Annotated in this window: 9 protein-coding genes; 3 read left to right on the forward strand and 6 right to left on the reverse strand. The window is 60.4% G+C overall.

Annotated elements, in window-relative coordinates; genetic code table 11:
• Positions 1-96: 96 nt before the first annotated feature.
• From betA to betI, 3 genes are all read right to left on the reverse strand, one after another.
• Complete coding sequence (gene betA, locus K9857_RS26235) at positions 97-1797, reverse strand: choline dehydrogenase (protein WP_224540813.1); 1701 nt, start codon at positions 1795-1797, stop codon at positions 97-99.
• 170 nt (positions 1798-1967) lie between these two features.
• Positions 1968-3440, reverse strand: coding sequence for a betaine-aldehyde dehydrogenase (gene betB / locus K9857_RS26240; protein ID WP_224540815.1), 1473 nt, complete (start codon positions 3438-3440; stop codon positions 1968-1970).
• A gap of 61 nt (positions 3441-3501) precedes the next feature.
• Positions 3502-4095, reverse strand: a complete 594-nt coding sequence (gene betI, locus K9857_RS26245; protein ID WP_224540817.1) for a transcriptional regulator BetI — start codon at positions 4093-4095, stop codon at positions 3502-3504.
• Between the two features lie 382 nt (positions 4096-4477).
• Here betI and K9857_RS26250 point away from each other — a divergent pair, with 382 nt between their 5' ends.
• Positions 4478-6082: a BCCT family transporter gene (locus K9857_RS26250; RefSeq protein WP_224540828.1), complete on the forward strand. Its 1605-nt coding sequence runs from the start codon at positions 4478-4480 to the stop codon at positions 6080-6082.
• A 193-nt stretch (positions 6083-6275) separates the two neighbouring features.
• On the opposite strand, the gene choV is transcribed toward K9857_RS26250, so the two are convergent.
• The 3 genes from choV to K9857_RS26265 all read right to left on the reverse strand — a co-directional run bounded on the left by choV (position 6276) and on the right by K9857_RS26265 (position 9310).
• Complete coding sequence (gene choV, locus K9857_RS26255) at positions 6276-7454, reverse strand: choline ABC transporter ATP-binding protein (RefSeq protein WP_224540819.1); 1179 nt, start codon at positions 7452-7454, stop codon at positions 6276-6278.
• A complete protein-coding gene (gene choW, locus K9857_RS26260) occupies positions 7451-8296 on the reverse strand; it encodes a choline ABC transporter permease subunit (RefSeq protein ID WP_224540821.1) in 846 nt (281 codons plus the stop codon). The genes choV and choW overlap by 4 nt, the downstream gene beginning before the upstream one ends.
• A 66-nt stretch (positions 8297-8362) precedes the next feature.
• Positions 8363-9310 carry a choline ABC transporter substrate-binding protein gene (locus K9857_RS26265; RefSeq protein ID WP_224540824.1) on the reverse strand — a complete coding sequence of 316 codons (948 nt, stop codon included), beginning with the start codon at positions 9308-9310 and terminating at the stop codon, positions 8363-8365.
• 439 nt (positions 9311-9749) lie between these two features.
• On the opposite strand from K9857_RS26265, the gene K9857_RS26270 reads away from it, so the two are divergent.
• Together K9857_RS26270 and K9857_RS26275 are read left to right on the forward strand one after the other, a co-directional pair.
• Entirely contained in the window at positions 9750-11126 is a 1377-nt protein-coding gene (locus tag K9857_RS26270; protein WP_224540826.1) for an L-serine ammonia-lyase, read from the forward strand.
• Positions 11127-11719: 593 nt separating this feature from the next.
• Entirely contained in the window at positions 11720-12823 is a 1104-nt protein-coding gene (locus tag K9857_RS26275; RefSeq protein ID WP_110965267.1) for a GlxA family transcriptional regulator, read from the forward strand.
• Positions 12824-12854: the final 31 nt, after the last annotated feature.

A 12854-nucleotide genomic window follows, 5' to 3' on the forward strand; every position in this document is an offset into this window, starting at 1 on the left:
AGCCCGCTCCCACAGGTTTTGTGGTTGGATACAAAATTGTGATCCAACCGAGATCCTGTGGGAGCGGGCTTGCCCGCGATTGGGGACGACGCGGTCTTAAGCCGGCTGGCTGACTTCCCGCATCGCCTTGCCCTTCACCGGCGCATCACCGGCCACGTAGTAGGCGGCCTTGCTGCGCGGCAGTGGCTGGCGACCGCGGATTTTGTCGGCGATTTTCTCGGCCATCATGATGGTCGGTGCGTTCAGGTTGCCGGTGGTGATGATCGGCATGATCGAGGCATCGACCACGCGCAGGCCTTGCATGCCATGCACACGACCCTGGCCGTCGACCACCGCCATCTCGTCGGTGCCCATCTTGCAGGAGCAGGACGGGTGGAACGCGGTTTCGGCGTGCTCGCGGATGAACTTGTCCAGCTGCTCATCGGTTTGCACTTCGATACCCGGGCTGATCTCGCGACCACGGAAGGCGTCCAGTGCCGGCTGCTGCATGATTTCACGGGTCAGGCGGATGCCGTCGCGGAATTCCTGCCAGTCCTGCTCGGTGGCCATGTAGTTGAACAGAATGCTCGGGTGCTGGCGCGGGTCCTTGGACTTGACCTGGATCCGGCCACGGCTAGGCGAACGCATGGAGCCCATGTGCGCCTGGAAACCGTGCTCCTGTACGCCGTTGCTGCCGTTGTAGTTAATCGCCACCGGCAGGAAGTGGTACTGGATGTTCGGCCATTCGAATTCCGGACGGCTGCGGATGAAACCGCCGGCTTCGAACTGGTTGCTGGCGCCGATGCCGGTGCCGTTGAACAGCCATTCGGCACCGATGGCCGGCTGGTTGTACCAGAGCAGCGACGGGTACAGCGAAACCGGTTGTGTGCAGGCGTATTGCAGGTACAACTCGAGGTGGTCCTGCAGGTTTTCGCCGACGCCCGGCAGGTCGTGGACCACCGGAATGTCGAGGCTTTGCAGCAGCTTGGCCGGGCCGACGCCGGAACGTTGCAGCAGTTGCGGCGAGGCGATGGCGCCGGAGCAGACCAGCACTTCCTTGCGCGCCTTCACTTCAACACGCTCTTCAGCGGCGCCCACCAGATAACGCACGCCGACCGCACGCTTGCCTTCGAACAGGATCTTGTCGGTCAGGGCGTGGGTGACGATGGTCAGGGTCGAGCGCTTCTTGGCCACGTCCAGGTAACCGCGGGCGGTGGAAGCACGACGGCCTTTGGGGGTCACGGTGCGGTCCATCGGGCCGAAGCCTTCCTGCTGGTAACCGTTGAGGTCTTCGGTGCGCGGGTAACCGGCTTGCACGCCGGCTTCGACCATGGCGTGGAACAGCGGATTGTTGCCAGCCTTTGGCGTGGTCACGCTGACCGGGCCTTCGCCGCCGTGGTAGTCGTTCGGGCCGATGTCACGGGTTTCCGCCTTGCGGAAATACGGCAGGCAGTCCAGGTAGGTCCAGTCTTCCAGGCCTGGCAGCTTGGCCCAGCCGTCGTAGTCCATGGCGTTGCCGCGGATGTAGCACATGCCGTTGATCAGCGAGGAACCACCCAGACCCTTGCCGCGACCGCATTCCATCCGGCGACCGTCCATGTGCGGCTCGGCGTCGGTTTCGTAGGCCCAATTGTAGCGACGGCCTTGCAGCGGGAATGCCAAAGCGGCCGGCATCTGCGTGCGGAAGTCCATGCGGTAGTCCGGACCGCCCGCTTCGAGCAGCAGGACGGTGACGCCTTCGTCTTCGGTCAGACGGGTCGCCAGGGTGTTACCGGCGGAGCCGGCACCGATGATGATGTAATCGAATTCTTGGGACATAAAATGCACCCTCTTTGAAAGTTGGTCAGGTCGGACCATGACTCGGTTCGCGGGCAAGCCTCGCTCCTACAGGTTCGCGAGCGAGCCTCGCTACTACGGGTTTGCGTTGACCTTGTAGGAGCGAGGCTTGCCCGCGAAGAGGCCCTCGCAGGCAATACAAATCTCGGGGCTTAGAACACCGAAACGTAATCGCCCAACTCGACCTGTACCGATTTGATGCGTGTGAAGTTGTTCAGCGAGCTGATGCCGTTCTCACGGCCCACGCCCGACTGCTTGTAGCCACCGACCGGCATCTTGGCGTCGGATTCGCCCCAGGCGTTGATCCAGCAGATGCCCGCTTCCAGTTGATGGATGATGCGGTGGGCGCGGTTCAGGTCTTTGGTGACCACACCGGCGGCCAGACCGAAGTCGGTGTCGTTGGCGCGGCGGATCACTTCTTCTTCGGTTTCGTAGCTCAGGATCGCCATCACCGGGCCGAAGATTTCTTCGCGCACGATGGTCATGTCGTCGGTGCAGTCGGTGAATACGGTCGGTGCCACGAAGGCGCCCTTGGCGAAGTCGCCGTCAGTCAGACGCTCGCCGCCGCACAGTACGCGTGCGCCTTCTTCCTTGCCCTTGGCGATGTAGCCCAGCACGCTTTCCATGTGGGCGAAGCTGACCAGCGGGCCGAAGTTGGTGTTTTCGTCTTCCGGGTTGCCGATGCGGATGCGCGCCACGCGCTCGGCGATCTTGGCTTCGAAAGCAGCTTTCATGTGGCTCGGCACGAACACGCGGGTGCCGTTGGTGCAGACCTGACCGGAGCTGTAGAAGTTGGCCATCATCGCGGTGTCGGCGGCGCGATCCAGATCGGCGTCGTCGCAGATGATCAGCGGGGATTTGCCGCCCAGTTCCATGGTCACGTCCTTGAGCGAAGAGCTCGAGGCGCTGGCCATGACTTTCTTGCCGGTGTCGGTGCCGCCGGTGAACGAGATTTTCTCGATGCGCGGGTGCTCGGTCAGCCAGGTGCCGACTTCGCGGCCGCTGCCGGTCAGGACGTTGAACACACCGTCTGGCAGGCCGGCTTCGGTGTAGATCTCGGCCAGTTTCAGGGTGGTCAGCGAGGTGACTTCGCTTGGCTTGAAGATCATCGCGTTACCGGCGGCCAGGGCCGGTGCGGATTTCCACAGGGCGATCTGGATCGGGTAGTTCCACGCGCCGATACCGGCCACGACGCCCAGCGGCTCGCGACGGGTGTAAACGAAAGAAGTGGTGCGCAGCGGAATCTGCTCGCCTTCGATGGCCGGCACCAGGCCTGCGTAGTACTCCAGCACGTCGGCGCCGGTGACGATGTCGACGTAGCGGGTTTCGGAGTAGGCCTTGCCGGTGTCCAGGGTTTCCAGGGCAGCCAGTTCGTCGTTGCGTTCACGCAGGATTTCCACGGCGCGACGCAGGATGCGCGAACGCTCCATGGCGGTCATGGCGGCCCAGATTTTCTGGCCTTTTTCAGCGCTGACGACAGCACGCTCGACGTCATCGAAGGTGGCGCGTTGTACTTTTGCGAGGACTTCGCCGTTAGCCGGGTTGATGGCTTCGAAAGTGGCGTCGCTGCCAGCGTCGGAGTAAGCGCCATCGATGTAGAGTTTTTGCAGTTCGAAACGGGCCATAAAGTCCTCGCAAGTGCATTTAGTGATTGGCGCGTTCAGGGGTTGAGCTTTCTGTAGTGCTCTAACTCACCCGCTTGGCCAGTTGAAAATCCATGTATTCGTAAGCGATCTGTTGCGCCTGTCCGGTGTCGAAAGCGTCTCCCGACAGCGCACCGCGCAACCACAAGCCGTCAATCAACGCTGCCAGGCCACGGGCTGCACTGCGCGCATCCTCGAGCGGCAATACGCGGCGGAACTGGCAGCACAGGTTGGAATACAGACGGTGATCGTTAATCCGCTGCAACCTGTGCAAAGACGGCTGGTGCATGCTGGTGGCCCAGAAGGCCAGCCAGGTTTTCATTGCAGGGCCATTGACCTGGCTGGCGTCGAAGTTGCCTTCGATGATCACCTGCAGATGCGCCCGGGGGCTGTCATCTGTGAGCGCCTGACGGCGCGCGGTGACGTTCTCGCTCAGCACAGTCATCAGGTACCCCATGGTGGCGGCGATCAGGCCATTCTTGTCCTGAAAGTAGTGACTGATGATGCCGTTCGAGACACCGGCCAAACGGGCGATCAGCGCAATGCTGGCGTCCCCCATTCCGACCTGATCGACAGCCTGCAAAGTGGCTTCGATCAATTGCTGGCGGCGGATGGGTTGCATACCGACCTTGGGCATCTTGCACATCTCCTTGGGCCCTTGCGGCAGACGTCGAACGACTACCGGCTTGTGGGCCAGTCTATTTTGTTTTGATTGAACGTTCAATCAACAAAGAATAAGATCCGCGACAATTCGTCGCTCCTTACAGATTTTTCCTACGTGTAAATGGCGGCTAACCGACATCCAAATCAGCTCGAAACCGGTACGCCACGGTGTCTCGAGGCTTCGGGCTTTTTTCCGGCTGTCTTTATATCACCCGCTGGTCGGCTGCCCACTAACCGATTGGTCGAGTGACTCGTTTGTCTTGCGTTCTTCATCTCGCACTGCCCGGAGCATCTGTGCCATGAGTTCTGCCTCGCTAATAAAGACCCCACCGCAAAAGGTGACGGTCAACGGTTGGGTGTTCTACACCTCGACCGCGTTGATTCTGTTGTTGACCGCCATTCTGATCATCGCCCCGCAAGAGGCCGGCAGAATGCTCGGTACGGCGCAAGCCTGGTTGTCGCGCAGCTTCGGCTGGTACTACATGGTGGTCATTGCCGCCTACCTGATCTTCGTCATCGGCCTGGCGTTTTCGTCCTACGGCAAACTGAAACTGGGCAGCAAGGACGACACCCCAGACTTCAGCTACGGCGCGTGGGCGGGGATGCTGTTCTCTTCGGGTATCGGCATTTCGTTGCTGTACTTTGGCGCTTCCGAGCCCCTGGATCACTTCTTCAACCCGCCCGAAGGCGTAGCCGGCAGCAACCTGGCGGCGCGTCAGGCGGTTCAGCTGACATTCCTGCACTGGGGCCTGCATGGCTGGGCGATCTACGCACTGGTCGGTCTGGCCGTGGCGTACTTTGCTTACCGTCACAATCAGCCGCTGGCGTTGCGTTCGGCGCTGTATCCGCTGGTGGGCGAGCGTTGGGTCAAGGGCGCGGCCGGTCACGCGGTGGACGGCTTCGGCATGTTCGTGACCCTGCTGGGTCTGGTGACCAACCTGGGGATCGGCTCGCTGCAAGTGTCGTCGGGCCTGGAAAACCTGTTCGGTATGGAGCACAGCAATACCAACCTGCTGATCGTGATCATCGTAATGAGCACCGTGGCGACCATCGCCGCAGTGTCGGGCGTGGAAAACGGCATTCGTCGCCTGTCCAACCTCAACATCATCCTGTTCAGCGGTCTGCTGATTTTCGTGCTGCTGTTCGGCCCGACCCTGCATTTGCTCAACGGCTTCGTGCAGAACGTCGGTGACTACCTCAACGGCGTGGTGCTGAAGACGTTCGATCTGTACGTGTACGAAGGCGACAGTGAGAAGTCCGACCGCTGGCTGGGCCTGTGGACTCTGTTCTACTGGGCGTGGTGGATTTCCTGGGCACCATTCGTGGGCATGTTCATCGCACGTATTTCCCGTGGTCGCACCGTGCGTGAGCTGGTGGCCGGCGTACTGCTGATTCCGCTGGGTTTCACTCTGGCATGGCTGTCGATCTTCGGTAACTCGGCGCTAGACCTGGTGATGAACCACGGTGCGGTTGAATTGGGCAAGACTGCGCTGGAGCAGCCGTCGATGGCGATCTACCAGTTGTTGGAGCATTACCCGGCGTCGAAGGTGGTGATCGGCGTTTCGATTTTCGTTGGTTTCGTGCTGTTCCTGACGCCGGCGGATTCCGGCGCGGTGATGATGGCCAACCTGTCGTGCAAGGGCGGCACCGTCGATGAAGACGCGCCGCACTGGCTGCGGATTTTCTGGTCGGTGGTGATCACCCTGGTGACCATCGGTCTGCTGTTCGCCGGTAACTTCGAAGCCATGCAAACCATGGTGGTACTGGCGGGGCTGCCTTTCTCGGTGGTGCTGGTGTTCTTCATGTTCGGTTTGCACAAGGCCATGCGTCAGGACATGGAGGCTGAGCAGGAGCAGGCGGAATTACCGGCACGCAGTCGTCGTGGGTTCAATGAGCTTCTGAACGAACTGGACCTGGAACCGGGGCAAGCGCAAGTGCGTCGTGATGGTGTTTCTGTCTGACGCACCGCGTCGTACTCATCGCGGGCAAGCCCGCTCCCACAGTTTTTTGGTTGGACATAGATTGTGTGAACACCAAAGATCCCTGTGGGAGCGGGCTTGCCCGCGATGGGGCCATAAGCTGCAAAGCTGAATCTCCCGATATCCCACAAACAAAAACGCCGCGATCTCTCGCGGCGTTTTTGTGTCTGTTGCCTTATCCCAGGTTCTTGCCGAGCAGTGCGTGGTACAGCTCGCTGTCACCGAGGATGCCGACGACTTTGTTGTTGTCGTGCAGCACCAGTTTGTTGCCGGTCTGGTAGCGGATCTGCAGCGCGTCGCGCATGCCGATGTTGGAATCCACCAGGGTCGGACGACGGCCCAGGCCCTCGACGGCTTGCCCCGGAGCCCAGTTCTGCAGGTCCAGTGCCGAACCGTTCTGACGAGCACCCTTGATGGTGTTGCCTTCGGCCAGATCGAGCCAGGAATCGCCGCCCGGATCCAGGCACACCGAACCGTTGATGCGCTTGCAGTTGTCCAGGGTGCGCATCAGGCTGCGACCGCACAGTACGTTCAGCGGGTTGGTGTGGGCCACGAAGGTGCGCACATAGTCATCCGCCGGGTTGAGGACGATGTCCTCGGCCTTGCTGTACTGAATGATCCGGCCGTCTTTCATGATCGCGATACGGCTGCCCAGCTTCAGGGCTTCGTCGAGGTCGTGGCTCACGAACACGATGGTCTTGCTCAGCTTGCGTTGCAGTTCCAGCAGTTCGTCCTGCAGACCCTGGCGGATCAGCGGGTCGAGTGCCGAGAACGGTTCGTCCATCAGCAGAATGTCGGCATCCATCGCCAGCGCACGGGCCAGGCCCACACGCTGTTGCATACCGCCGGACAGTTCATCGGGCTTCTTGTTGCGCCATTGGGTCAGGCCCACCAGTTCGAGCTTTTCGTCGACCAGTTTCTTGCGGTCCTTCTCCGGACGGCCCTGCATCTCCAGACCGAAACTGATGTTCTCGCGCACCGTCAGCCAAGGCATCAGGGCGAACTTCTGGAACACCATCGCGATGCGCTTGGTGCGCATCATTTTCAGTTCCGCGGCGGTGCAGGAGGCAATGTCGATCTGCTTGCCTTCGTGCTCGACGAACAACTTGCCGCGGCTGACGGTGTTGAGACCGTTGATGCAGCGCAGCAGGCTGGACTTGCCGGAACCGGACAGGCCCATCAGTACGCAGATTTCACCTTTTTCGACATCCAGGCTGGCCTTTTCCACGCCCACGATCTGCCCGGTCTTTTTCAGGATCTCGTTACGGGTCATGCCCTGATCCAGCAGCTTGAGTGCCTCGCGTGGATCCTTGGTGAAAATAACATCGACGTTATCGAAGCGAATTATGCTCATGCGTCACCCCCTACTTTGGCGTCGGGTTGTTTGCAGATTCGGTCGAGCATGATCGCCAGCAGTACGATCGCCAGGCCCGCTTCGAAGCCCAGGGCGATATCAGCAGTGTTCAGTGCGTTGACCACCGGTTTGCCGAGTCCATCGGCGCCCACCAGTGCCGCGATCACCACCATCGACAACGACAGCATGATGCATTGAGTGATGCCGGCTGCGATGCTCGGCATGGCGTGGGGCAGTTCGATCCGTGTCAGCAGCTGGCGACGCGAGCAGCCGAAGGCCTTGCCGGCGTCCATCAGTTCCTGAGGGACGTCGCGGATACCCAGGTAAGTCAGACGGATGGGCGCGGCGATCGCGAACACCACAGTCGAAATCAGGCCCGGGACTACACCCAGCCCGAAGAGGGTCAGGGTAGGAATGAGGTACACGAAGGTCGGTACGGTCTGCATCAGATCGAGCACCGGACGCATCATGGTGTAGAACATCGGCTTGTGCGCGGCGACGATCCCCAAGGGTACGCCGATGACCACGCAAACCAGGGTGGCGAACAACACCTGGGCCAGGGTTTCCATGGTTTCCTGCCAGTACCCAAGGTTCAGGATCAGCAGAAAGGAGGCAACGACGAAGGCGGTCAGGCCCCATTTGCGCTGGATGAAGTGAGCCAGTATGGCAATCAGGCCGATCAAGACCAGCGGGTTGAACCAGGTCAGCGCAAACGTCACGCCGTGGATCATCGTTTCCAGTGACACGGCAATTGCGTCGAAGGTGTTGGCGCCGTGTTGCGTCAACCATTCAACAAAGCCTGCGATGTACTGGCCTAGAGGTATTTTCTGATCAATCAGCATGGTAGTGAACGTCCGCATGCAAGGAAATAAACAGCCCGGACGGCCGCAGCCGTCCGGCATAAGCGATTACTGGTTGAGCTTGGCTTTCACGGCGTCCAGGCCAGGTTTACCGTCAATGGTGGTCACGCCAGCGAGCCAGGTATCGAGTACCTGTGGATTCTTTTTCAGCCAGGCCTTGGCGGCCGCGTCAGGCTTCATCTTGTCGTCCAGGATGTTGCCCATGAGTTCGCTTTCCATGTCGACGGTGAACTCCAGGTTTTTCAACAGCTGGCCCACGTTGCTGCATTCCTCGGCATAGCCCTTGCGGGTGTTGGTTGCCACGGTGGCGGCGCCGAAATCCGGGCCAAAGAAATCGTCACCACCGGTGAGGTACTGGATCTTGAAGCGCTTGTTCATCGGATGCGGCGCCCAGCCGAGGAAGACCACGGCGGTGTCGCGTTTCTGTGCGCGGTCGACCTGGGACAGCATCCCCGCTTCGCTGGATTCGACGACCTTGAAGCCGGCGTCTTTGAGGCCAAAGGCGTTCTTGTCGATCATGCTCTGGATCAGGCGGTTGCCGTCGTTGCCCGGCTCGATCCCGTAGATCTTGCCGTCGAGTTCTTTCTTGAATTTGGCGATGTCGGCGAAGTCATGCAGCCCTTTGTCGTAGAGGGCTTGGGGAACGGCCAGGGTGTACTTGGCGCCCTTGAGGTTGGTGCGCACGGTTTCCACGGTGCCGGCGTCGCGGTAGGCCTTGATGTCGTTTTCCATGGTCGGCATCCAGTTGCCGAGGAAAACGTCCATGTTCTTGCCGTCGGCCAGGGACTTGTAGGTCACCGGCACGGAAATCATGGTGGTCTTGGTCTTGTAGCCCAGCGCGTTGAGCACGACGCTGGTGGTGGCGGTTGTCGCGGTGATGTCGGTCCAGCCGACATCGGAGAAGTTCACGGTACTGCATTGTGCCGGTTCTGCGGCTTGGGCCAGAACCGGCAGGCTAAGCATGGCGGCCAACAACAACGACTGGGAACCTTTCATGAATGGACTCCTTGGTGTTTTTTTTTGGCAGTGTTCCGACTTGGACTACCGCACTTATAGGTTGCGGTTGGGTGGCGTTCTTGTGACAGCTCTACCGCAGCGCCTTTGCAATCGAGTCGATTTAGATCATGTACCAGTGAAAATCTGACGCCTACAGGGTGCGTCGTAACCAGTACAGGGATGGTCGCATCCAGTGTCGGTGACGTCGTTTACAGATTTTTTCAGGCCCTTTTCCCGTTCTGCACCGCCAAAAACAGCGAAAACATGGCGTAAAACGCACACGGCGTTCGTGGACAAGAGTGCGTCGGTCCGAGACGTCGAGCGACACGACAAAAACCGGATGATGCGGTCATCTCGGCGGATTGCAGCTTGAGCGTAGCAGCTCCGCCACCGGGCGCTTTCGGCGCCTGGATCAGGCTCATCCAGGAGTTCGGCAGTCATGGCTATCAGTGTTTTCGACCTGTTCAAAATCGGCATCGGGCCTTCCAGTTCGCACACCGTGGGACCGATGCGCGCCGCCGCGCTGTTCGTCCAGGATCTGCGCGCACGCGGGCTGCTGGAACAGGTGCGGCGCGTCGAGGTTCAGCTCTATGGTTCGCTGTCCGCCACCGGCATCGGCCACGGCAGCGACAACGCAGTCATCATGGGCCTGATGGGCGAGTGGCCGGACGCGATCGATCCGTCGCAAATCGGCATCCGCATCGCGACCCTGCGCGAAACCGACACGCTGCTGCTCGACTCTCGTCTTGAGGTGCCTTTCATATGGGCACGGGACATGCGCCTGATCGACGAGAACCTGCCGTTTCACCCCAACGCCATGACCCTGGTTGCCGAAGGCGATGACGGCGAACTGCATCGCGACACTTACTATTCCGTCGGCGGCGGTTTTGTCGTCGATGAGGCCCAGGCGTCCAGCGGTGTTGTCGATATGGACAGCACCGTATTGCCTTACGATTTTTCCAGCGCCGCCGAGCTGCTGGAACTGTGCAAGAAGCACAACCTGCGCGTGGCCGAATTGATGATGGCCAACGAGAAGGTCTGGCGCAGCGAAGAGGAAATCCGCAGCAGCCTGATGAAACTCTGGCGCGCCATGCAGGATTGCGTCGATCACGGCCTCAAGCATGAGGGCATCCTGCCTGGCGGCCTGAACGTGCGTCGTCGCGCGGCCAAGCTGCACCGCAGCCTGCAGGAGCTGAACAAACCCAACGTGATCGGCTCGACCTTGAGTGCGATGGAGTGGGTCAACCTGTTCGCCCTCGCGGTCAACGAAGAAAACGCCGCCGGCGGGCGCATGGTCACGGCGCCGACCAACGGCGCGGCGGGGATCATCCCAGCGGTGTTGCACTACTTTATGAAGTTCAGCGATGAGGTGACCGACGCCAATGTCGTTGACTACCTCCTTGGTGCGGCTTCAGTAGGGATTCTGTGCAAGAAGAATGCTTCGATCTCCGGCGCCGAAGTCGGTTGCCAGGGTGAAGTAGGTTCAGCCTGCGCCATGGCGGCGGCAGGCCTGGCGGAAATTCTCGGGGCGACGCCTGAGCAATTGTGCAACGCGGCGGAAATCGGCCTGGAGCACAACCTCGGCCTGACCTGCGACCCGGTGGGCGGGCTGGTACAAGTGCCGTGCATCGAGCGCAACGCGATTGCCGCGGTGAAGGCGATCAACGCGGCGCAGATGGCGCTGCGTGGCGATGGGCAGCACTTCATTTCTCTGGATCGGGTGATTCGTACCATGCGCGATACCGGTGCCGATATGCATGACAAATATAAGGAGACATCGCGGGGCGGGTTGGCGGTGAGTGCGGTGGAGTGTTGAGGCAAGCGGATTAGAACAATGCTGAAAATAGAGCATTAATTGTGGCGAGGGGGCTTGTCGAGACGTCGCACCGCCCCGTTGGGCTGCGAAGCGGCCCCAAAAAATGGGCCTGCTGCGCAGTCCAGCGGGGGCAAGCCCCCTCGCCACAAAATTCACGACAGCTCCCCGACCAGTCAAAACTGCGCGTAAATCGAACACCCGCACCAAAACCCGCCATCTTTTGGCGCGTCGCTCACAGATAAATGGCCTCTTCGAAGGTCGGGTACAATCGCTGCCATGACCACCCGTCACCCCGTGCCTTGGGTGACACTCTTCCCGGGTTGCCCGCAGCCCTGTTCCCACAAGTGATACCGATCTGCTCACACCCCTCGCAGAAGGTCACTTTCCAGCATTGATAGCACTTATATCCCTTACTCGCCGCGAGTCATATTCAGACACGTGCGACGTCGTTTTCAGGAGTTATTGAATGCCTATTCAATTTTAGGCATGGCAATTGCTCTGTCATTACAAAGCCCGTCTCCCTCGCGAGAACGATGGCAATAAAAAGAGCCTGCGCCTGAGGCCATCATTTGCTTGTGTGAGGAGATACCGCGATGACGTCGTTCAACTCCGGGGCCCAACCCCAGAACCGTGCGCCTCAATCCATCGGCTTTCTGCTGCTGGACAATTTCACGCTGATTTCCCTGGCTTCCGCAGTCGAACCGCTGCGCATGGCCAACCAGTTGTCCGGTCGCGAGTTGTATCGCTGGACCACCCTCACAGTCGACGGCGGCCAGGTCTGGGCCAGTGACGGCCTGCAAATCACCCCCGATGCCTCGATGCACAAAGCCCCGCCGATGGACACCGTGATCGTCTGCGGCGGTATCGGTATCCAGCGCACTGTTACCCGCGAACACGTGTCATGGCTGCAAAGCCAGGCGCGCCAGTCCCGTCGCCTTGGCGCGGTCTGCACCGGCAGCTGGGCCCTGGCCTGCGCCGGCCTGCTCGACGGTTTCGATTGCAGCGTGCACTGGGAATGTCTGGCGGCGATGCAGGAAGCGTTTCCACGGGTGGCCATGAGTACCCGTCTGTTCACCCTCGACCGTAACCGTTTCACCAGCTCCGGCGGTACCGCGCCGCTGGACATGATGCTGCACCTGATCAGCCGCGATCACGGCCGTGAACTGTCCGCTGCGATCTCGGAGATGTTCGTCTACGAGCGCATCCGCAACGAACAGGATCACCAGCGCGTACCGCTCAAGCACATGCTGGGCACCAATCAGCCGAAGCTGCAGGAAATCGTCGCGCTGATGGAGGCCAACCTCGAGGAGCCGATCGACCTGGATGAACTGGCGGTGTATGTCTCGGTGTCCCGTCGTCAGCTCGAGCGCCTGTTCCAGAAATACCTGCACTGCTCGCCATCGCGTTACTACCTCAAGTTGCGCCTGATTCGCGCGCGGCAGCTGCTCAAGCAGACGCCGATGTCGATCATCGAAGTGGCGTCGGTCTGCGGTTTTGTCTCCACGCCGCACTTCTCCAAGTGCTACCGCGAATACTTCGGCATTCCGCCGCGTGACGAGCGCGTAGGCTCCAACACCACCCAGCAAGTGGCGATGATGCCGCTGCCGCAGGCTCTGGTGCTGTCGCCGTTGTCCGGACCGTTGTCGGCGCTGAGTCAGGCGCGCAATGAGTCGACGTTTGCCAGCGTAAGGCTGTAAACCGCAGATACCGCATCGCGAGCAGGCTCGC

This window comes from Pseudomonas sp. REP124 (assembly GCF_020164475.1).
Classification (GTDB): domain Bacteria; phylum Pseudomonadota; class Gammaproteobacteria; order Pseudomonadales; family Pseudomonadaceae; genus Aquipseudomonas.